The 21,478-nt window shown below is 61.5% G+C and carries 16 protein-coding genes; 2 read left to right on the top strand and 14 right to left on the bottom strand.

Annotated features, from left to right (window positions below):
• Positions 1-17: 17 nt before the first annotated feature.
• From NE357_RS03720 to NE357_RS03695, 6 genes are all read right to left on the bottom strand, one after another.
• Positions 18-1,391 carry a DUF1329 domain-containing protein gene (locus NE357_RS03720; RefSeq protein WP_169428776.1) on the bottom strand — a complete coding sequence of 458 codons (1,374 nt, stop codon included), beginning with the start codon at positions 1,389-1,391 and terminating at the stop codon, positions 18-20.
• A gap of 160 nt (positions 1,392-1,551) precedes the next feature.
• Positions 1,552-3,510, bottom strand: coding sequence for a DUF1302 domain-containing protein (locus NE357_RS03715; RefSeq protein ID WP_169428775.1), 1,959 nt, complete (start codon positions 3,508-3,510; stop codon positions 1,552-1,554).
• Positions 3,511-3,555: 45 nt separating this feature from the next.
• Positions 3,556-4,842: a phospholipase gene (locus NE357_RS03710; protein WP_169428774.1), complete on the bottom strand. Its 1,287-nt coding sequence runs from the start codon at positions 4,840-4,842 to the stop codon at positions 3,556-3,558.
• Between the two features lie 241 nt (positions 4,843-5,083).
• Entirely contained in the window at positions 5,084-6,652 is a 1,569-nt protein-coding gene (locus NE357_RS03705) for an FGGY-family carbohydrate kinase (protein WP_169428773.1), read from the bottom strand.
• A gap of 20 nt (positions 6,653-6,672) precedes the next feature.
• A complete protein-coding gene (locus NE357_RS03700) occupies positions 6,673-8,268 on the bottom strand; it encodes a glycerol-3-phosphate dehydrogenase/oxidase (RefSeq protein WP_169428772.1) in 1,596 nt (531 codons plus the stop codon).
• Between the two features lie 5 nt (positions 8,269-8,273).
• The gene (locus NE357_RS03695; RefSeq protein ID WP_169428771.1) at positions 8,274-9,869 is read right to left on the bottom strand and encodes an FAD-binding oxidoreductase; all 1,596 of its coding nucleotides are present in this window, start codon (positions 9,867-9,869) and stop codon (positions 8,274-8,276) included.
• Between the two features lie 211 nt (positions 9,870-10,080).
• Here NE357_RS03695 and gliR point away from each other — a divergent pair, with 211 nt between their 5' ends.
• Complete coding sequence (gene gliR / locus NE357_RS03690; protein ID WP_169428770.1) at positions 10,081-11,112, top strand: AraC family transcriptional regulator GliR; 1,032 nt, start codon at positions 10,081-10,083, stop codon at positions 11,110-11,112.
• 525 nt (positions 11,113-11,637) lie between these two features.
• Complete coding sequence (locus NE357_RS03685) at positions 11,638-12,780, top strand: IS481 family transposase (RefSeq protein WP_169428712.1); 1,143 nt, start codon at positions 11,638-11,640, stop codon at positions 12,778-12,780.
• An 84-nt stretch (positions 12,781-12,864) separates the two neighbouring features.
• Here the strand turns inward: NE357_RS03685 and NE357_RS03680 are convergent, their stop codons facing one another.
• The 8 genes from NE357_RS03680 to NE357_RS03645 form a co-directional block, all read right to left on the bottom strand.
• Entirely contained in the window at positions 12,865-13,233 is a 369-nt protein-coding gene (locus NE357_RS03680) for a glyoxalase superfamily protein (RefSeq protein ID WP_169428769.1), read from the bottom strand.
• Positions 13,234-13,351: 118 nt separating this feature from the next.
• Complete coding sequence (locus NE357_RS03675) at positions 13,352-14,809, bottom strand: N-acyl-D-amino-acid deacylase family protein (protein WP_169428768.1); 1,458 nt, start codon at positions 14,807-14,809, stop codon at positions 13,352-13,354.
• Positions 14,810-14,834: 25 nt separating this feature from the next.
• Positions 14,835-15,473: a YdcF family protein gene (locus NE357_RS03670; protein ID WP_169428767.1), complete on the bottom strand. Its 639-nt coding sequence runs from the start codon at positions 15,471-15,473 to the stop codon at positions 14,835-14,837.
• Positions 15,470-16,177, bottom strand: a complete 708-nt coding sequence (locus tag NE357_RS03665) for an HAD family hydrolase (protein WP_169428766.1) — start codon at positions 16,175-16,177, stop codon at positions 15,470-15,472. The genes NE357_RS03670 and NE357_RS03665 overlap by 4 nt, the downstream gene beginning before the upstream one ends.
• Positions 16,143-17,318, bottom strand: a complete 1,176-nt coding sequence (locus tag NE357_RS03660; RefSeq protein WP_169428765.1) for an MFS transporter — start codon at positions 17,316-17,318, stop codon at positions 16,143-16,145. Before NE357_RS03660 ends, NE357_RS03665 begins: the two co-directional genes overlap by 35 nt.
• Positions 17,319-17,382: 64 nt before the next feature.
• The gene (locus NE357_RS03655) at positions 17,383-19,104 is read right to left on the bottom strand and encodes a carbamoyltransferase family protein (RefSeq protein ID WP_169428764.1); all 1,722 of its coding nucleotides are present in this window, start codon (positions 19,102-19,104) and stop codon (positions 17,383-17,385) included.
• A 416-nt stretch (positions 19,105-19,520) separates the two neighbouring features.
• Positions 19,521-20,414 carry an NAD-dependent epimerase/dehydratase family protein gene (locus NE357_RS03650; RefSeq protein WP_169428763.1) on the bottom strand — a complete coding sequence of 298 codons (894 nt, stop codon included), beginning with the start codon at positions 20,412-20,414 and terminating at the stop codon, positions 19,521-19,523.
• Positions 20,415-20,517: 103 nt separating this feature from the next.
• The gene (locus tag NE357_RS03645) at positions 20,518-21,429 is read right to left on the bottom strand and encodes a LysR family transcriptional regulator (RefSeq protein ID WP_169428762.1); all 912 of its coding nucleotides are present in this window, start codon (positions 21,427-21,429) and stop codon (positions 20,518-20,520) included.
• Positions 21,430-21,478 lie beyond the last annotated feature (49 nt).

Genomic DNA, 21,478 nt, shown 5'->3' with positions numbered 1-21,478 from the left:
CGATTGCGTCAGGCCACTTAACGCGTCCCCCGCTGCCGCAACGCCGACGGCATGAAATACGAATCCTCCGGCACCGGTTGCGAGAAGTCGACGGTGGAGGCCTCTTCGTTATCCAGGTTCTGCACGTAGTACCGACGGGCCTGCAAGTCGTGGAAGACGTCGAGAGCGCTCCAGGTGGTGGGCAGGTCGTAGAAGTTTTTCAGGTAGGCCATCGACACGCGCCACAGCTCTCCTCGCCCGTCGTATTGATCCACGAGTGCGGCGCCCCAGCTGTCTTCGTCGAGGAACAGCACGCGTTTGGAGTAGATGTGCCGCGCCCCCGGCTTGAGTGTGCCTTCGACCACCCAGACACGGTGAAGCTCGTAGCGGGTGTATTGCGGGTTGAGGTGGCCGGGGGTGAGCAGTTGGGCGTATTTCACGTCGGGGCTGCCGACTTTGTAGTTGTTGTAGGGGATGTAGATTTCCTGCTTGCCCTTGAGCTTCCAGTCGAAGCGATCCGGCGAGCCGTTGAACAGGTCGGTGTCGTCGGCGGTGCGCAGGCCATCGGAGGAGGCGATCGGCGTGTCATACGCAAGGTTTGGTGCGCGGCGGACGCGGCGTTGGCCGGCGTCGTAGATCCAGGCCTGGCGGGCGTCCTTGAGCTGGTCCAGGGTCTCGTGCACCAGCGCGGCACCACCGGCGAGGCGCGCCGGGCTTTTCACGAAGGCGAGGTAGTAGAACAGGATGTTTTTCAGGTCGGCGAACTGGCCGCCCGGGCGGTAGTAGTTGAAGAAACCTTCCTGTTGCGAGGTCACCAGCGCGAAGCTGCCGTTGCGTTGCACCGGTGTTTCGGAAGCGCGACGGACCACGTATATGCCGCGATAGCGAGTGATGTGATTCCACAGCACTTCGACCCCGTCCTTGGGCACCGGAAACGGCACGCCGCCATAGGCATCGGCGAATCCGCTGCCGCCCTCCAGTAACTTGGCCGAGGTCGCATTCTTCAGGGTGTTGTCATACAGCCACTGCGGCGCGGAGCCGGATCGGCGCGAGGGATAGACCGGCATCTGGAAAGTGTCGGGGTAGCTGTTGAACAGGGCGATCTGGCCGGGGCTCAGATGCGCCTTGTATTGGTCGAGGTTGGCCTTGGTGATGGTGAACAGCGGTTTGTCCGCCGCGTACGGGTCGGGGTGATGCTGACCGGGTTTGTAGCCGGCCGGCGCCTGGGTGATGCCGCCGGTCCAGGCCGGGATGGTGCCGGCAGCGTTGCCGGCGCGCTCGGCGCCCATGGGGGTGAGCGAGGTTTTCAGTTGTTCGGCTTGCTGGGGCGAGATGGCGGCCAGCGTACTTGTGGCGGTGAGGCTCAAAAGCAGCGCCAGTGTGGTCTTGGTCAGTCGTGATGCAGGAAACATGTTCGTTCTCCGAAATAAAACCAGGTCTGCGTAGCCAGCAAATCGCCTGTGGGAGCCAGCCTGCTGGCGATGGCGGTGAGTCAGGCAACACAACTTCTGGATGTGCCGTCCTCATCGCGAGCAGGCTCGCTCCCACAGGGGGACGCCGGTGTTCTGGATATCAAAGGAAATACTTGAGGTTGAACCCGACGTTGTCGCGGTCGCGAATGCCGTTGTTCTGTCCGCCGCCCCAGAACTCGGTGTATTGCAGTTCGGCTTCGAGCTTGTTCTGGTAGTTGGCCTTGACCCCCAGGGTGTAGGCCTTGCGCCCGTCGATGGCGTTGCCGGCCTGGTAGCTGTTGCCTTTGAAGTCGTCCTTGTAGACGACGTAAGGCGAGACGTTGATCCCGGCGTACACGTCGTTCCAGGTGCCGTTGAACATCACCGTGTAGCTGTAGGAATTGCGGTTGACCTGATCGTCACGATCGCCGCCGGACACGTACGAAGTGTTGCCGGTGCCGGCGTAGTAACGGGTGCTGCCGTCGTAGGCGGTGTATTGCAGGCTGCTGCCGCGCAGGTGCTCGGAGGCCAGTTCGAAGATGCCGAACATCGAGTCGAACGACAGCGTCGGGCCGAAGTTGTAGATGCTGCCCAACGAGGTGTTGAACGCTTCCACCCGCTCGGCGTTGTTGATCTGGCTGTCGAGGGTGACCATTTGCCCGCCGACGTTGATGGCCTTGCCGGACACCGCTGCCGCAGCGCCATTGGCCAGGTCGCCGATCAGATCGTTGGTGGCCGCGATGCCGATGGGCAGGTTCGGCCGATAGGCCAGTTCACCGAACACCGAAGCATTGCCCAGCGTGGTGTTGAAACTGAAACCGTACATGCGGATGTCTTCGGCATAACGCCGATGGGCCTGGATGTTGCCCATCACATCGGCAGTCGCCAGACCGTTGGCGAGGGCCCCGGCCTGACTGCCGGCCACGCTGGAGAGCATGTTGGTCAGGGCATTCATGTCGATGCCCTTGTAGCCACCAAGATCGGCGGCGATGGTCGGTTCCTTGGCGTGGTAGTTGACCATGTACAGGCCGAATTCGGTGCTGTTGAGTTCTTCGGCGATGTAGCGAAACGCAAAGCCGAACTGGCCGTCGTTGCGCGCGTTGTAGTCCTTGCCGATCGACGCCACCTTGAGGGTGTTGCCGTAGGCAGGAGTCACGCCGTTGGCATAGAGGCCGGTGGATTTCAGCGCCGGGCCGAGCAACGGGTTGTTGCCCAGTGCGCCGTACAGGCCGATGACATTGCCGAACCCCGGCACCGGCGTATCAAGCGCGGTGCCGCTGAAGTTGTTGTAAGCGGTGTTGCCGCCGTCGGCGAACAGGTCGGTCTGCGAGTAGAAGGTACCGACCGGGTCGATGCGGGTTTCTTTCCAGTTGGTCTGGTAGAAGCTCTCCATCGTCAGGTTGTCGCTCAGGCCGATGTTGAAGCTGACCGCCTCCACCGGCATCAGCACTTCCTTGACCTCGGCGCCCGGCAAACGATATTTCGCCGCATCCACCGGGTTGGTGGTGTTGACCCCGCCGCGATAGAAAATCCCCTCGCCCCAGTTGAACACCTGACGCCCCACCCGCGCCGTGACCGGCATTTGCGCGACGTCCCAGCTGCCATGAACGTAGGCGTCGAGCATCTCGATCCGGCTGCCGGCAATGTCGCGGGTCTGGCCGGTGAAACGGTCGTCCTGGGGATAACTCTGGCTCGGCTGCGACGGGCTGTTGTTGCGGTAGTAGTCGTTGCGCTTGTCCATCAACTGGGTGTCGTAGAACGCGGTACCGCGCAGGAACATTCCGTAGTTCTGGTAGTTGGCCTCCAGCTCCGAAGTGATCTTGTACACCTCGGAAACCAGCCCGGTATCGAAGTTGCGATTGCCGTCGTTGGTGTTGACGTCATCGTTGTTCTTGTCCCGGCCCTGAACCCGCCACAGGCGGCCATAGGACAAGGTCGTGTCGAGCGAGCCGGTGACCTGATTGTCCAGCACGCTGAACTCGGCGGCCTGCACCGCATCGACTGCGCAGAGTTGCAGCAGCCCTGCCAAACCGACACCGGGGAGCGCTACGCCGGACAGGCGCAATCGAGTGTTGATCATCTGTTCCTCCTTCCCTGTTCTTATTGTTGTGTGTTGCCGCGATGCTTAGGGCGCCAGCCCCGCGCTGACATAAATCCGGCTGTGGGCGCCGAAATGGCCGAGCAGTTTGAGCAGTTGTTGATTGAGTTCCGGATGCTCGAAAGTCTCGCGCTGCAACTGATTGCCCGCGCTGAAATCGCTGGTAACCGGCGCCGTTTCCAGCCATTGGTCGATGGCTTCATCGAAGGCGGCGGAGTCGTCGACCGACTCGGCACTCACCACTTCGCGCAGGTAATCCACCGAGTACGGCGGGTAATGCGCGTCCCCGGTGGCATCGGCATAAGCGTCGAGCATCGGATGCGGCTGACCGGCGCGCAGCACGCGGCGTAGCCAGGTCGATTGGTATTTCTCGACTTCCATGTGGCGGGTCGCGACCCGTTCGATGGACGCCTGTTTGTCCTCCGCAAAACCAGCCAGGGCCTTGCCTTCCAGCAGCAGAAGGCTCGGCAATTCGACGCCCGGCAACGGCTTGGCGTGATACGGCTGGGTCAGGTCCTGCACGTGGTGCAGGCCCCAACCGAGAAAGCGATAACCCCAGTAGGAATGGCCGCTGGCAAACGCCAGTCGCGCCAGCCCCATGTACTGATACGCACGCCAGTCCGGCCAGCTGCGCTCGAGAAATCCGGCGGCCGCGTACACCACCGGGCTCTCATGGAAGAAGCCCATGTGGAACGGTGCCTGGGAGCTGTACTGGAAGCGCTCATCGCCAAACGGCTGCGGGCCGAAGCCGTACAACGCGGCGACTTCGCCGGGGTTGTCGCTGAACAGGTTGATGTCGTGGCCGTAGTCCGGCTCATCGGCGGCGCTCGCCAGCACGGCCAGGGGCGCGACTGTTTCGTGATCGGTCACGCGAATGAATCGCTGGCGATTCCACGGTGAAAGCGTCTGCTCGACCATGACCTGATCGGCCTGCAGATGCTCGCGCTCGGGCAGGTCTTTGCCCGGCAACGGCTGGATGACCATTGCCAGATGAATCAGCGGATTGATCCGCAACGCGGTGAGGAAGTCGTGGCGCAGATTGTCGCTCGGCACGGCGGGCAACCTGAGGTTGTCGGGGCGCCGCGGGTACTGCTTGAAGTGCTCGCGGGCGAAGCGTTCCTGCTCATCGAGCAACGCGACGATGGCCGGGTATTGCTCGGAGAGAAACTGCTCCAGCGGTTCGACTACGACGGGCGGTGCATCGCGCAACGCCGGCAGATCCTGCAACGCCAGGTAGCTGCCCACCGTATGGTTCGACCAGCCCCACGCCGTCGGGGCCATTGCGCAAAGCAGCAGGAGGGAGATCAGCTTCATTGCTTCTGGTTCTTGTTATATGTGCCGTGGGGATCGAGCCTAACAACCGACCCCGCCCCTGACACTGTCCGATCTCACCAGAAAAGTTCTCCGATAGCGCCACGTGCATGGCGCAAAAAAGCGCCTCCGTCTCCTGTGGGAGCGGGCTTGCTCGCGAAGGCGGTGGGTCATTGAAACAATCGGTGACTGATACTCCGCTTTCACGAGCAAGCCCGCTCCCACAAGGGAATGTGTAGTTTTTCTAGGCCGGATAACCGGTGATCTTGCGGATACTCTGGTACAACGGTTTGAGCTGCCGATACATGCGCAGATAAACGTCCTTGTACAGTCGCTCATAGACCTTTTGCGCCTCGGGCTGCGGCTGAAACACCGCGCCGACCCGGGTCATCGCCGCTATCGCCGTGGGAAAATCTGCGTGCAATCCCAGCCCCACCGCGCAGCAAATCGCTGCACCCAGACCGGACGCCTCATAGACATGCGGACGCTCCGCCGCCAGGCCGAAGATGTTCGCCGTCAGTTGCATCGCCGCATCACTTTGCGAGCCACCGCCAGCAACCCGCAAACGGGTGACGGAGATCTTCGAGCGCTTCTCGATTTTCTCCATGCCCTGGCGCAACGCATAAGCCAGGCCTTCGAGGATCGCCCGGTAAATGTGCGCGCGGGTGTGCACGTCACCGAACCCGATCATTGCGCCTTTGGCTTCCACGCCCGGTTCGCGAATACCGGGCGACCAATAGGGCTGCAACATCAACCCCATGGAACCCGGCGGCACCGCATCGACCAGCGCATCGAACAGTTGCTCGGGCTCGATGCCCTGCGCTTTGGCCTGCTGCATTTCCCGCAGGCCGAACTCGTTCTTGAACCAGCTGACCATCCAGTAGCCGCGATAGATCATCACCTCGCAGTTGTACTGATCCGGCACCGCCGACGGGTACGGCGGAATCAACGGGACGATTTCCAGATAGCGCGAGCGGGTGCTGGTGATCGTCGCCGTGGTGCCGTAGGACAGGCACACCGTGCCCGAGTCGACGACGCCGGAACCGAGCACTTCACAGGCTTTGTCGGCCCCCGCCGCAATCAGTGGAATCCCCTCGGGGATGCCGGTGTGACGACTGGCTTCGGCGCTGATATGGCCGAGGGTTTCACCGGGTTTGTACAAGGTTGGCAGTTGCTCGGGACGCACCGCCAGCGCCTGCCATTTCCAGTCACGCGGCGCGGCCCAGCGCAGACGTTTGAAATCGAACGGCAGGTAGCCGACGCAACAGCCCACCGAGTCGACGAAACGCCCGCACAGGCGATGCGTGAGAAACCCCGAGAGCAGCAGAAACTTGTCGGTCGCCGCCCACACATCCGGTTGATGACGGGCGATCCAGTTAGCCTCGGCCTGGGCGCGAAAGTAATCCACCGTGGCCTGTGCGCCGACCAGTTTGAACAGCCAGCCCCACGGGCCCTTGATCGCGCCTTCGACTTCGCTCTGGCGTTGGTCGAGCCAGAGAATCGCCGGGCGCAGCGGCTTGCCCTGAGCGTCGACGTTGATCACCGTGCCGCGCTGGGTAGTCAGGGAAACGCCGGCAATCTGCGAGCGATCGATGCCGGTCTGCTGCCACAGCTGCTGACAGGCCTCGCCCAGTTTCGCCCAGTAATATTCCGGATCCTGTTCGGCCCAGCCCGGTTGCGTCGAGTAATAGGCCTGCAATTCAACCTTGCCCTTGCCGAGCAGATTGCCCTGCAAATCGAAGAGCAGCGCGCGCACGCTCTGGGTGCCATTGTCGATGGCCAGCAGGTAACGCTTGTTCGGGTGGTTGTCCATGGAGCTCTCTTCGAGGGGCATCACTGCGCGATATCCGGCAGGCCGTGATGACGTTGCCATAACGCCTGGTAGCGTTGCTGTTCCTGTTGCCAGCGTTCGTCGTCCCAGCCAAGCCGTGGCTGGCAGAGTTGGCGAATGGCCGGGAAATACTCCGCACCGCCATGGGGCAACAACAGGCCGAGACGGGTTCGGCGCAGCAGCAGGTCGTCCAGGTGCAAGACCATTTCCGCTTCGCAGGCGAAGGCCAATTCTGCCCACAAGGTGTCGGTGGCACCGACCGTTTCATGGCCCAGTTCGGTGAGCAGTTGCGCCAGCCTCGGCAGGTCCCGGCCATGTCGCCCGGCCAGCCGTCGCCATTGACCGGGACTGAGTCCGGGAATCGTCAGTGGCGGTACCGCAGCAAACACCGGCGCGGCATCATCGTCAAAAGAACGGCCGAGCATGTCGGCGCAGGCCTTGAGCACTTCGATGGCTTGCGGGCGGAACGTCGTGAGCTTGCCGCCGGCCAACGTGACGCAACCCGGCTCCTGCCACAGCACATGTTCCCGGGTTTCATTCGACGGCGTGTCCTGATGCTCGCCCGCCGCACTGCCCACCACCGGACGCACGCCGGACCAGGTTGAAAGCACATCGGCCGCTCTCACTTCAGCGCCGGGAAACTGCTGTCGGCAGGCGGCCAGCAGATAGTCGAGTTCTTCGGCGCTGATGCTCGCGCTCTGGTCCAGATTCTCGCGGTGATCGAGGTCCGTGGTGCCGACCACCGTGGCGCCTTCCCACGGAAAAACAAACACCGGACGCCGATCCCGCTCATGCAAAAACGTGAACGCCTGCGCCACCGGCAAGCGCCAGCCCGGCAGCAGCAAATGACTGCCGCGCAGCGGGCGCAACTGACGCGGCGCCTCTGGTGGGCGCAAGCGTTCGGCCCAGGCCCCGGTGGCCACCGCCAGTACACCACATCGCAATTGCAGCGATACGCCCGCTTCGCAGTCCTCGACCTGAACCCCGCACACCCGACCGTTTTCCCGCAGCAGATGTTCGACACGCATGCCGTTGAGCACCACCGCGCCGTCGGCCCGTGCTTCGCTCAACACGCGCATGACCAACCGAGCGTCATCGGTCAGCGCATCGACAAAACAGGTGCCACCCAGCAGGTCATGTTCTTTCACGCCCGGAGCGAGATAACGCAGTTGCTGCGCGTCATGGAAACGATGATCACGGCGCCCGGCCAATGCGTCGTAGATCGACAACAGACCACCCAGCACCCGCGGCCCGGGAAAGCCGCCGCGATAGTGCGGCATCATGAAGCTCATCGGTTCCACCAGACCCGGCGCTTCGTCAAGCAGACGCTGGCGCTCACGCACCGAATCGCGGGTCAGCCGCCACTGACCTTTGGCGATGTAGCGCAAACCGCCATGGACCATTTTCGAGGATCGGCTGGAGGTGCCCCAGGCGAAATCACGCTGTTCCAGCAGCAGGCAACGCCAGCCACGACGCGCGGCTTCACGCAGGATGCCGGCGCCGCTGATGCCGCCGCCGATCACGATCAGATCCCAGGTTTCAGCCGCCAGTGTCGGCAGGACTTGCTGGCGCCATTCGGCGTTCCAGTCCGCGCTCATGGCGGTCACTCCTGCAATAGCGTGCCGGGGTTCAGGCGCCCGGCCGGGTCGAAGTGCCGGCTCAGCGCCTGCAGGGTGTCCATCGCCAGCGCGCCTTTTTCGCCCGGCAAGTACGGTGCATGATCCTTGCCCACGCCGTGCTGGTGGCTGATGGTGCCGTGGTTGTCGACGATGGTCTGGCTGGCGGCGTGCTTGAGGGTCTTCCAGCGAGCGAGCGTCGCGGGATAGTCCGCCGCCGGACGAAACACGTAGGTGGTGTAGATGCTCGATCCTTCGCCGTAGACGTGGGACAGATGGGTGAACACATGCACCCGCTCACCCTCCGCCGCCAAGGCATCGCGCAGGCTGTTTTCGATCAGGTTGAGCAGGTTGTCGACGTTGCTCCAGTCGGTGGCAGTTTCGAGAGTGTCGACCACATAACCGGCGTTCCACAGGTTCTCCCGCAGGTACGGAAAACGAAAGCGGTTCTGCGCCCACTTCTTGCCCAGCAGGGTGCCGGTGAACACACCGCCGAACGCCTTCAGATGCTGACGGGCCTGGCTCAGGGACAACGCATTCTGCTTGCGATTGCCGGTCACGCCGAACGTCAGCAGGCACTTGCCCTGCCCGGCGCCGCGCAGGTTCAGGTACTTCTCCAGCCAGGCGATCTGTTGCGGATGGCCGGCCAGCGCCAGTTGGGTTTCAGTTTCCACCGCGTTGGACAGACGCAGCATCGACAGCGGCACCCGCGCCTGGGCCAGTTGCTGAATGGCTTGCAGCGCCTTGCTCCAGCTGGGCAGAAACACACCGTAAAAACGCTCATCGGCCGGCAGCGCGCTGACCCGCACCTTGACCTCGGAAATGATCCCGAAACGCCCCTCGCAACCCAGCACCACTTCGCGCAGATCCGGGCCGGCCGCCGAGGCCGGGAAGGTTGGAATCTGCAGCGGCCCGGCGAAGGTTTCCAGGGTTCCGCCGGCGAACAGTTGCTCAATCCGCCCATAACGCAACGACTGCTGGCCGCTGGAACGACTGGCCACCCAACCGCCCAGCGTCGACAGCTCCCACGACTGCGGGAAATGCCCCAGCGTGTAGCCACGGGCGCGCAATTGACTTTCCACCTGCGGCCCACTGGCGCCGGGACCGAAAGTCGCGAGCAAGCTTTGCTCATCGAGGTCGAGCAGACGATTCATCCGCGCCAGCGACACCGTCACCACCGGCCGCGCGGAGTCTGGCGGGTTGATGTGTCCGGCCACCGACGTGCCGCCGCCGTAGGGAATCAGGCACAGATCCTGGGCCTGGGCGAGCGCCAGCAACTGGCGGATGTGCTCGGCGGTTTCCGGGAACGCCACAGCGTCGGGATAGTGACCCAGCGCCCCCTCGCGCAACGCCAGCCAGTCCGGCAGGCTCTGGCCCCGGGCATGCAGCAAGCGATCATGGGCATCGATGCTGTACAAGGCGTGCTCTGCCAGCCGCGAGACCGGCACGCGGGCCAGCGCCGCTTCGAGTGTCGCATCGGGCAGCGCTCGCCCCTGCCCCAGTCGCTCATGGAGAAAACCTGCGCCCTGGGCCGGCAGTTCGACCACCGTGGTTGCATCTCCCCAGCCGTTCCAGCGTCGCATGCGTGTGTCCTTCTGTGCAGTCTGATCAGTGAGATTTCAGGCCCTCATACTAGTCAGCCGGCCGCAAGTGTCACGGTCGCATCCGGCCAGTTCGAGTAGCCAATTGAGTCAAACGTCGCGCAAGCGTCAGCCATTTACTTTAGTCGTGGATTCAAATTACCTTTCAGGGCGTTCATCCGCCCGTGGCGGCCTCGATCAAGGGAATTCGGTCATGCAATCGCTCGGCTTCACCTCCGTTCCGCCGCTGCTCAAGTACCTGCGCCATGCCGAACACCTGGGCCTGGCCATCGAGCCTGCGTTGGCGGCGGCCGGTTTGCAGGCGCAGCAGTTGAGCGACAACAGCCTGCGCCTGCCGGGTGAAACCCATGAGCGGTTGCTCGATTATTTCTGCGAGCACTCGGGTGATCCGTTGTTCGGTCTCAACGCCGCCAATTTTGTGCTGCCCAACTCCTGGAGCGTGCTCGGTTACATCACCATGAATTGCGCAACACTGGGCGACGCCATGAGCCGCATCATGCCGTTCGAAAAACTGGTGGGCGACATGGGCGTCAGTCGCGCCGAGGTGCAGGACAGCCACGTGCACCTGATCTGGAGCTGCCGCTTCGAACGCCCACGGATTCGCCGGCATCTGGTGGAAAACGTGCTCGGCTCCTGGCTGCAATACGCCCGCTGGATCGCCGACACCCAACTGTCGCCGGCCGCGGTGTGGCTGGAGCACTCACGTCCGGCGGACACGACGCTGACGCAGTACGAGCAGTTTTTCGAATGCCCGGTGCTGTTCGATCAACCGTATTCCGCGCTGATCGTGCCGTTGCCATATCTGCAGTTGCCGCTGCGCCAGGCCGATGCGCATTTGCTGCGCACGCTGGAGGAACACGCCCAGAGTCTGATGGCGACGCTGGAGGATGCGTCGCTGGAGCAGCGGGTCAAAAGCATCCTGCGCCAGTTGCTCAAGGAAGGTCTGCCGCGCAAGGAACAGGTGGCCGAACATCTCGCCGTCTCGGTGCGCACGCTGCAACGCCAGTTGCATCAGGCCGGCACCTCGTATCAGCAGATCCTCGATGACTTGCGCCAGGAGCTGGCCGAGCATTACCTGCTCAACAGCACCTTGCCGATTCAGGATATTGCGCAGTATCTGGGCTTCACCGAACCGCGCTCGTTTCACCGCACGTTCAAGAGCCGGCGCGGGATGCCGCCCGGTGAGTTTCGGCAGACTCACCGGGTCAGTGGTGGTGCCGAATGAGTGTGCGACTCACAGCCCCTCACCCCAGCCCTCTCCCAGAGGGAGAGGGAGCCGACCGCAATATGCTCACGATCTATGCCGACCTGAAAACGCTTCTGTGAATCCATAATCGCCACGATCTTTCAGGTCGATGTATGACGATAGACACCTCGGTCAGTCCCCTCGACCTTTGGAGAGGGAGCCGACCGCGAATTACTCACGATTTACGCCGACCTGAAAGAAATTCTGTGAATCCATAATCGCCACGATCTTTCAGGTCGATGTATGGCGATAAACACCTCGGTCAGTCCCCTCTCCACTGAGAGAGGGAGCCGACCGCAATATGCTCACGATCTATGCCGACCTGAAAACGCTTCTGTGAATCCATAATCGTCACGGTCTTTCAGGTCGGTGTATGACGATAGACACCTCGGTCAGTCCCCTCTCCCCTGGGAGTGTATGTACCGGAGACATGGTGGACAGGTGTTCGGAGACATGGTGGACACTTTTAAATAGACACATTGCTCATCGCGAAGGAGATGGCCTGTGTCTTGGGAAGAGGTGTCTACCGTGCAGCTACGTACAGAATTCGTGCTTTTGGCTCGGCAAGAAGGGGCCAATGTTCGGCAGCTTTGCCGTCGATTCAACATCAGCCCAAGCACTGCCTACAAATGGCTCAGCAGGTTTGAAAAATCAGGGGCCGAGGGGCTGAACAATCAGTCACGACGACCGAAGACGTCCCCCAAACGTTGTGCTGACGAGGTGGAGAAGCAGATTCTGATCGTGAGTCAGGAGTACGCGGCTTGGGGCGCTCGCAAGCTCAAACGCGTGCTGGAAGACAAAGGTTTAGCGATGCCTTCCGTCAGTACTGTGCATGCAGTTTTACAGCGTCATTCGCGCGTTGATCCAAAGGCTGCTGAGATCAAACCGTTTATCCGGTTCGAGCATGAAGCGCCCAACGATCTCTGGCAGATGGACTTCAAGGGCCATTTCAGCCTGAGTCAGGGGCGTTGCCATCCATTGACGATACTGGACGATCACTCGCGGTTTTCGATGTGTATCGCCGCGTGCGCCAATGAGCAGCGCGACACCGTCCAGGAGCATCTAATCCGGGTCTTTCGGCGTTACGGCTTGCCTTTGCGCATAACGATGGACAACGGTTCGCCCTGGGGTGACCAGACTGGGGTTTATACCGCGCTGGAAGTCTGGCTGATGGGGCAGGGCATCAAGGTAGGTCACTCCCGGCCTTATCATCCGCAGACCCAGGGAAAACTGGAGCGTTTCCACCGCAGCCTGAAGAGTGAAGTGCTGCAAGGTCGGCACTTCACGGACCTCAACAGCGCACAACAGGCATTTGATATCTGGCGTGATGTCTACAACCAGAAACGTCCTCATCAAGCGCTGGATATGCAGGTGCCGGCGACTCGCTACAGCAGCAGCCCTCGGGAGTATCAGGAGCAGCAAATGGCGCCGGAATACGCCGACGGAGATGTGGTCAGAAAGGTCCAGGTGAAGGGCGAGATTTACTGGAGGAACCGTGAATACTCAATCGGAAAAGCATTTCACGGGCTGTCGATAGCGATCAGGGAAACAGCGGAGGATGGCATCCACGATGTCTACTGGAGTAGACATCGTATCGCCCGAATCGACTTGAACTTGCAGATTGTTACGGCAGGTAAGAGGATCTAAAAACCGTCCACCATGTCTCCGAACATGTGTTCACCATGTCTCCGGTACATACAGGGAGAGGGTTAGGGTGAGGGGGCTTTTGGCTCAGAGGCTGATCGCGTTGGTAAACACCAGACGATTGCCGAACGGATCGGCGATGGTCATGTCCTGGCTGCCCCACGGCATGGCCTGGATGCCCGGGTGCGAAAACTTGTAGTTCTTCGCCAGCAGTTGCTGCTGGAACGCCTCCAGCTCATCTGTCTCGATCCGCAGGGCCGAACCCGGTGTCGCATCCCCGTGGTGTTCGGACAAATGCAGCACACACTCACCGCGCGAGACTTGCAGGTACAACGGGAAACCAGGCTCGAAGCGGTGCTGCCAGTCGATCTTGAAGCCGAGGAAGTCGACGTAGAATTCCACGGCCTTGGCTTCATCGAAGATCCGCAGGATCGGGGTGGTTTTGCCGAAGCTCATGGGGGTGCTCCCTGACTGATGGGCCCCGCCATGCAGCCGGGGTAGATGTCAGCAATTCGGCTTGGTGACCACTTTCTTTAGTCGCAATGTGCCATCACTGTGACGCAATCCGCGAAACTCAGTGAAAGTTGTCACGCAGATCACCCTCACGCGCCAGAAACCGCCCTGCCCTTTGCCCGTTGACCTGCCCCTCTCGATAACTCAAAACGCCGTTGATCCACACGCCATCGATGCCTTGCGCGGCACGTTGCGGGTCGGTGAAGTCCGCCACGTCATGCACGGTTGCCGGGTCGAACAACACCAGGTCCGCCCAGTGTCCTTCGCGGATCTCGCCCCGCTCCTTCAAGCCGAAGCGCGCCGCCGACAGACCGGTCATCTTGTGCACGGCGGTGTGCAGCGGAAATAGCCCGACATCGCGACTGAAATGGCCGAGCACCCGTGGGAAAGCCCCCCACAGGCGCGGATGGGGGAACGGGTCTTCCGGCAGGCCATCGGAACCAACCATCGACAGCGGATGGGCGAGGATCCGGCGCACGTCACTCTCGTCCATGCCGTAATACACCGCGCCGGCCGGTTGCAGGCGTCTGGCCGCGTCGAGCAGTGGCATCGTCCATTCGGCAGCGATGGCGGTCAGGTCGCGACCGCTGACTTCCGGATGAGGCGTCGACCAGGTGATGGTGATGCGGTGGGCGTCGGTGACCTGCTTCAGATCCAGCGTCGAAGAACTGGCCGCGTAGGGGTAGCAATCACAGCCGACCGGGTGGGTTTTCGCCGCCTCTTCCAGCGACGCGAGCAACTGCGCACTGCGTCCCCAGTTGCCCACGCCGGCACATTTGAGGTGGGAAACGATCACCGGCGAACGGGCGTGGCGGCCAATGCGAAACGCTTCGTCCATGGCCTCCAGCACCGGTTCGAATTCACTGCGCAAATGAGTGGTGTACACCGCGCCAAACGCATTCAATTCTTCGGTCAGTTGCATGACTTCATCGGTGGATGCAGAAAACGCACTCGCATACGCCAGCCCTGTGGATAAACCAAGGGCGCCCGCTTCCAGGCTTTCACGCAACTGCTCGCGCATCGCGGCGATTTCAGCGTCGGTGGCGGTGCGAAAAAGATCATCGAGGTGATTGCTGCGCAGCGCCGTATGCCCGACCAGCGCCGCGACGTTCAAAGTGGTGTTGGCCGCTTCGACCGCCGCGCGGTAATCGCTGAAACGTGGATAGACGAATGCGGCGGCAGTGCCGAGCAGGTTCATCGGATCCGGTGGATCACCCTTGAGACTGACCGGCGCCGCACTGATCCCGCAGTTGCCGACAATTACCGTGGTCACTCCCTGGCTGAGCTTGGGCAGCATCTGCGGCTGGCGGATCACCACGGTGTCGTCGTGGGTGTGCACGTCGATGAAGCCCGGCGCCAGCACACGGCCCGCGGCGTCGATCTCTTCCGTGGCGCGGGCATCGCCCGGATCGCCGATGCGCGCGATGCGGCCATCGAGGATTGCCACGTCAGCGGCGTAACCGGGAGTGTTGCTGCCGTCGATGACCAGGGCGTTGCGAATCAGTGTGTCGTACAGCATGTCAGTCTCCGGCGGCAGCGCGGCGTCAGTGTCTGCCTTTGATCAGATGGTGATCGAATCCTTGTTCGATCAGGTAGCGCCAGGCCACCTCGACTTCCTCGGGAATCACTTGCTCGACCTGAAAGCCCAGCGAAGGGTAAACCATGATCCGGTGGATATCGCCGACCATTTCGTCGATCAGTCCCAGGACCCCGATCAGGTTGCTGACCTCCCCCGGAAAACCGAACGACGGCGCATCCACCCAGGCCTCAAGCCCTGGCCATTGAACCGGCAAGGTCAACGCCACGCGCCGGATCGAATTCGGCTTGGTCAGGAACGTCGCCCGACGCACCTGCGGGAACAACGCTCGGGCAAACGCGATGTTCTCGGCGAAGTTGGTGGCGCGGGATTCGAGGGTGAACTGATCCGGCGAAACACCCTGCACCATGGCCCGTTGGGCAAAAATATCGGCTTCGGTGCGTTCCCACAAATGCTTCGTCCAGTTGCCGGTGTTGCCGGTAAACAACAGATGCGGGGCGACGCCTTTTTTCAGCAACTTACAGGCGTAATCACAGACCCGCAGGTCGTAGGAGCCGCACACCACAATCAGCTCGCACTCACTGTGTTGGCGTCCTGCTCCCAGGAAATTCCACAGGACGGTCGCGTGTCGCAAGGTCGGCGTCATGAGCGTGCGAACCTCTGGGCAACCTGCCCGCTGATAAACAGCCCGCCGTCGGCATAGAGGTGCGTATCCACCCCGCCCGGCGAGACCGGGAGCGCCGTGAAATCCGCGTACGTACGCAGTGCCCCGTGAGCGCTCAGCGTCGGATCGTCGCCGATACCGATGCACAGCGCGCCGCTGCTGACCGCTGATTGCACACCGCTGACGGAGTCTTCGAAGACCAGGCATTCATCGCTCTGACGCTCCAGTCGGGCGGCGGCCAGGCGATAAGGATCGGGAGCCGGTTTGCCGCTGCGCACATCGTCGCGGCAGACGATGCAGTCGAAAACCGACGTCAGGCCGTGCTGCTGCAGGACGTGGTCGACTCGCGCTCGCCAACTGCTGGTCACCAGCGCCAGCGGCACGCGCCCATTCAATTGGGCGATGAACGCAGCGACACCCGGCACCAGCGCACAGATCGAAACTTCTTCGAGGGCGTCGACTTCTTTCTTGATGGCCACACGCGTCTGTTCGTCGAACTGACCGAACAGGGCCTGCAGGGTGTAACCGCCCGGGCGGCCGTGAATGTGATCGTCGATGAACGCCTGATCGACGGCAACACCGTAGTTGCGCGCCACCGTGGTCCAGGCGAATTCGATGACCTCGCGAGACTGGATCAGCACACCGTCCATATCAAAGCAGACGGCTGTAAACGTTCGTTGTGTCATCGGTTGCACTTCGCATTTTCTGGTGAGCAATGAAGGCCAGCACGGTTCCCATCAGGGCAAACAACGCCATGACATACCAGGACCATTGTGGCTGCGTCTCGTACAGATACCCGGCAAATGGCGTGGCCAGGCCCATGGGCAAGGCAACCGCCAGCGAGTAATAGACACCCTGGGTAAAGACCTGGATATCGGGCGGGGCGTGATCGCGAATGCAGCGCATGATCGCCGAGTGATACGCCGCGAAACTCAGGGCGTGCAGACATTGCCCCAACAGGATCACCGGGACTGCATCGCTGTCGGAAAACAGCGCCCAGCGCGCCGCCGCACAGACACTGGAAAACATTACGATAGACAACGGTGAACAGAACGACAGGATTTTGTTGGAGAACGCGAAATAGGTGATTTCCGCGATCACCGCCACTGACCAGAACACCCCGATGGCGGTTGAAGAATAGCCTTTCACGCCCCAGCCAATCGACGCCGTGGAAAAGTACAGGGTGTGACTCAGCTGAATGAAACTGGCGGCGGCAATCGCAATCAACAGGCCCTTTTGAGCGAACAGCGCCTTCCAGTCGGGCCGCTTCGTCCCACGCTCGGCTGGTTGCAGATGCGCCAGCGTGACCTGACGCTTCAGCCACAGACACGCCAGCGCGGTGAGCAACATGCACACGGCAATCACCACCGGCACCCACGACTGGCTGTACTGCGCAAACAACAGACCGCCGAGGGTCGATGTCAGGATAAAGGCCGAAGAGCCCACCGCGCGGACCCAGCCATAGTTCTGCAGGGCTTGCTTGTCACGCTTGAGCAGATAGGACTCGGACAGCGGCAACACCACCATCCACAGCCCGCCAAACAGAATGCTCAGGCACACGAATCCCCACAGGTGCACCGGCAGGAAATAGAACAGCAACGTACACAACGCCGCCGAAAATCCGAGAATGGCCGCCAGCCGCAGTTGATCCACGCGCCAGTCGGCTACGTAGGTGATCAACACGCCGGTCACGACCTGGGGCCAATAGACCGCTGCGATCAGCAGGCCGATCTGGCTGGCGCTGAAGCCCAGCGAATTCAGCCAGGTCGGCCAGAACGGATAGATGATGCCTTCCGCGGCAAAGAACCCGAAAAAGATCAGATACATGGGTCAACCATACGCTCGATGCTCCTGAGCAGGGCTCCAGCGGAGCCCTGTAACCATCCGTCCATTATTCGAAGCGTTGCTGGGTGAAGCTGTTTTTGCCTTTGCGCCAGACAATCAGCGATTCACTCATCACCACCAGATCGACCATCCCGTCTTTCAGTGCATCCAGTGCATCCTGCGGCGAACAGACAATCGGCTCTTCATGGCGGTTGAACGAGGTGTTGATCAACGCCGCCTGACCGGTCCGCTCATGCCAGGCATTCAACAGACGATGCATGAATGCATCGCGCTGCGGGCGAATGATCTGCGGCCGCGCCGTGCCATCGATGTGCACGACTGCCGGACTGGCCTCGCTGAACTGCGGATGACAATCGTAGGTCATGGTCATGGTATCTGCCGCCACCTGGTCCTCGTCCCACCCGACATAGCAGGCCGCCGCGTGTTCGATGGCGGTGACCGGACCGAACGGCATGAACTCGGTACGGTGCATGCGCTTGTTCAGCCAGTCGTTCACTTCGCCATCCTGCGCGTGATAGACGATGCTGCGGTTACACAGTGAACGTGGCCCGAACTCCATCTTGCCCTTGAACATGCCCAGCACCTGATTCTCCATCAGTGCGTCGGTCAACACGTCGATGATGTTCGACGGGGTGTGGTAACCGAGCTCGGGATAGTTGCGATGGATCAGGTTGATGTTCTGCGAAACGCTGCGCGAGTCCGGCCCCAGGGTCATTGCCGGGTTCCTGAAACGGGTGCCGTTCTCCAGGTACGCCGCCCCGACGGCAGCCGCCAGCGCCAGCCCGCCATCGCCCATGCATGGCAGCACATAGACGTTTTTCACGCCGGGAATCTCGCGCAGGCGCTGGTTGAGTTTGACGTTGCCAAACACGCCGCCGGCCAGGCACAGGTTGGTGCTGCCGCGTTGTTCCAGATGATGTTTGACGATCGCCACCAGCAAGTCTTCGCTATGGCGCTGTACCGCAGCGGCGATGTCCTCCGGGGTTTCTTGGGAGAACAGGGTCTCCAGAGATTCGCTGTAATTGTTGTAGGACGGCACGAACAAGTCGCCGCAACTCGCCTTGATGCGCCCGTCTTCGAAACGGATCATCTGCTGCATCACCCCCAGCAACTTCTGCGGATCGCCGAACGCGGCCAGACCCGTGACTTTGCCTTCATGACGGTTCGGCTTGTAGCCCAGCAAGTGGGTGATCCGGCCGTAGAAGTAACCCAGGCTGTCGATGCTGGTTTCGCGTTGCAAAACCGTGGTTTCGGTCGGGCTGTACCAGGTCACGGTCAGGGACTGGAAGTCGCCGCGCCCGTCACAGGTCAGGGTCAAGGCCTCATCGAACGGCGAACAGACATAAGCACCGAGGGCATGGCATTCATGGTGATCGATGTAATACGCCTTGCCGGCCAGGCCATTGGCGGCAATGTACCGGTCGAATTCGGCGCGCTTCTCTTTATCGTTTCGGACTTCATCGGTGACACGCTGGCGGAACTGCGCCAGGCCCTCGGGGTTGTTCCGGACCTCTTCGACGATCCGGTCGAAATACAACTCAAGGTGTTTATCGGCGTTGAAACCGGCATTCCATCCGTAAGCCACGTAGTCGAGATCTTCCAGTGACACGCCAGCCTGGCTCAACACAAACTCGATGGACCTGGCGGGCCAGATCTTGTGGTCCTTGATACGGGTGAAACGCTCTTCGCTGACCGCCGAGAGAATCTGACCATCGCGTACCAGGCAAGCGCCCGACAAATCGTTATTGGTAATGCCCAAAATGACCATAACTACTCCTTGTTCTTGCCAATTTCGCGGATGAGTGTGCCCACGACCCAAGAGCGCAATGCTCCGGCCAGGGCGCTTGGCGCCGTGTCATGAACCGTGAGGAGGCGAAATCGTCTGATTCGCCCGGGATATGCCTTTACGAGCAGGCAGCAGAGGTGCGTATTGCCATCGCAAATTCCTTTTGCAAAAAAATTCCACGGGCGTTACCCACCGACCTGGCCTCATGGCCAGACAACCAGTGGGTGCCCGCTGTCCTACAAACCGGCCAGCTGCGTTGGCCATGCCTGTGCGGGAATCAGACTAGTAGGAAATGTCTGAACGCTTCGATGAGCCTCGGCGCCCTGTCCTTCTTTTCCGGGGCATAAAAAAACCTGTGGGAGCCGGTGAGCTCCAACAGGTTCAAGTGTGGTGCGGGCTCACACCATTTCGTGGCGAATCCACTCGACCACCGACGTGCGCTTCGGCGCCCAACCCAGCAATTCGCGGGCGTGCTTGCCGCGAACCCTGCTGTTGGAGCCCAGGCCGTAGTTGGCCATTTCGTAGCCCCACTCGGCTTCGGCGTCTTTCAGCGGCCAGTCCTGTGGCTGGCCCAGGTTCAGGGCTTCGGCCATGGCGGTAGTCATGTCGATGAACGACGCTTCGCCGCTTTCGACAAAGTAGAAGGTGCCCGGAACGTTTTTGGTCAGGGCCAGCAGGTACAGCGCCACCACGTCTTCGATGTGCACGTTGGACCAGATGTTCCGGCCGGTGCCGACGTGACGCACAACGCCGCTTTTGCATGCCTGTTTCAGCAGGCGCGGCAGTTGCACGCTGTCGCGATGGACGCCCAGGCTGTGGCCGTAGATCAGGGTATTACAGATGACGGCCGAGTTAACGCCGTCCTTCGCTGCCGCGAGGATCAGGTTGTCGATGGCCACCCGTGCGGCCTTGTCGACGGTCGGCTCAGGCAGGTTGTCTTCGAAGTAGATGATGTCGCTGGATTTTCCGCCCGAAGCATCGCCGACGATGCTCGAACCGCTGGTGTGCAGGAACACTTTGTTCGAGCCGCGCAAGGCATCGAGCAAGGCTTCGACCGCGCCGCGATGATCGCTGCTGGCGGCGTTGATCACCGCGTCGGCGGCACGGGCCTGTTCGGCCAGCAGCGCCTTGTCGTCGAGGGTGCCGATCACCGGGGTGATGCCCAGTGCTTTCAACTCATCGGCCTGTTCGGCGCTGCGCACCAGACCGGTGACGGTGTGGCCGGCCTGGACCAGACCGGTGGCGATGGAGCCGCCGATAAAACCGGCAGCGCCGGTGACGAATACGTTCATGGAGAAACTCCCTGCGTGAATAAGTGATGCAACGAGTATCGACCGCCAAGCCCGGTGGAAAAACCCGCCCTCAACCAATTCACTCTTGCGCAGGGATCACGAATCAGCCCTTGAAATCGGCACTGGCGTAAGCCGCCAGTTTGCTCTGGATGAAGTCGAGGAAGCACTGGATGCGCAGTGCCAGCTGCGAGTTGCGGTAGTACACCGCGTTGATCGGCTGGCGATAACCGCTGTTGAATTCCGCCAGCAACACCTTGAGACGCCCGGCGCGGATGTCGTCGATGGTCATGAAGTGCGAAAGACAGGCAATGCCCTGGCCTTCGAGCGCCAGATGGCGAACCGTCTCGCCGCTGGAGGCGCTGATCGCCGGGGTGATCGGCCAGCGGTCGCCGTGCACGTAACGCAGCGGCCACTGATTAAGGCCTTCGTTCTGGGTGAAGCCGAGCAAGGTGTGCGCGCTCAGGTCAGCCACTTCCAGCGGCGCGCCGTGTTTTTCCAGATACGCGGGACTGGCGACGATCAGCAGCGGACTGCAACCGAGCGAGCGGGCATGCAACGTCGAATCGGCGAGGGTGCCGATGCGGATGGCGACGTCGGTGCTTTGTTCCAGCAGGTCAATGATCAGGTCGTTGCTGTTGAGTTCGAGCTGGATGTCCGGGTACAGCTGCCGGAATTCGTCGATGTACGGCACGATGGCGTGGAGCATGAACGGCGACGCGGCGTTGATGCGCAGCCGTCCTGATGGCGTCTGCTGGCGCGAGGACAGGCGCTCTTCGAGCTGGTCCATCTGGTCGAGGATCAGCTTGGCCTGTTCGAAGAAATACTTGCCCTCCTCGGTCAGGTCCATGCGCCGCGTGGTGCGGTTGATCAGCGTGGTGTCGAGCTTGGCTTCCAGCCGCGACAGCGTGCGACTGACCGCCGACGGCGTCTGTCCGACCTGCTCGGCGGCGGCGGAGATTGAACCGCATTCGATCACGCAGACGAAAATCTGCAACTCATCGGATCTGGCTTTCACGGGTGTCCTCGAATCGAAAGGCCTGCTGGAGGCTCAGGCCTTCGATAGT

The organism is Pseudomonas sp. G7(2022) (assembly GCF_052660475.1).
The sequence above is the reverse complement of the archived record's forward strand: the minus strand, read 5'-3'. Positions and strand labels throughout refer to the sequence as shown.

Bases quoted from the DNA above. Each gene is read 5' to 3' on its own strand.
- NE357_RS03655 (WP_169428764.1), bottom strand. From the start codon at position 19,104: ATGGTCATTTTGGGCATTACCAATAACGATTTGTCGGGCGCTTGCCTG.
- NE357_RS03700 (WP_169428772.1), bottom strand. From the start codon at position 8,268: ATGAGCGCGGACTGGAACGCCGAATGGCGCCAGCAAGTCCTGCCGACA.
- NE357_RS03650 (WP_169428763.1), bottom strand. From the start codon at position 20,414: ATGAACGTATTCGTCACCGGCGCTGCCGGTTTTATCGGCGGCTCCATC.
- NE357_RS03660 (WP_169428765.1), bottom strand. From the start codon at position 17,318: ATGTATCTGATCTTTTTCGGGTTCTTTGCCGCGGAAGGCATCATCTAT.
- NE357_RS03705 (WP_169428773.1), bottom strand. From the start codon at position 6,652: ATGGACAACCACCCGAACAAGCGTTACCTGCTGGCCATCGACAATGGC.
- NE357_RS03680 (WP_169428769.1), bottom strand. From the start codon at position 13,233: ATGAGCTTCGGCAAAACCACCCCGATCCTGCGGATCTTCGATGAAGCC.
- NE357_RS03695 (WP_169428771.1), bottom strand. From the start codon at position 9,869: ATGCGACGCTGGAACGGCTGGGGAGATGCAACCACGGTGGTCGAACTG.
- NE357_RS03715 (WP_169428775.1), bottom strand. From the start codon at position 3,510: ATGATCAACACTCGATTGCGCCTGTCCGGCGTAGCGCTCCCCGGTGTC.
- NE357_RS03675 (WP_169428768.1), bottom strand. From the start codon at position 14,809: ATGCTGTACGACACACTGATTCGCAACGCCCTGGTCATCGACGGCAGC.
- NE357_RS03710 (WP_169428774.1), bottom strand. From the start codon at position 4,842: ATGAAGCTGATCTCCCTCCTGCTGCTTTGCGCAATGGCCCCGACGGCG.
- gliR (WP_169428770.1), top strand. From the start codon at position 10,081: ATGCAATCGCTCGGCTTCACCTCCGTTCCGCCGCTGCTCAAGTACCTG.
- NE357_RS03665 (WP_169428766.1), bottom strand. From the start codon at position 16,177: ATGACACAACGAACGTTTACAGCCGTCTGCTTTGATATGGACGGTGTG.
- NE357_RS03670 (WP_169428767.1), bottom strand. From the start codon at position 15,473: ATGACGCCGACCTTGCGACACGCGACCGTCCTGTGGAATTTCCTGGGA.
- NE357_RS03720 (WP_169428776.1), bottom strand. From the start codon at position 1,391: ATGTTTCCTGCATCACGACTGACCAAGACCACACTGGCGCTGCTTTTG.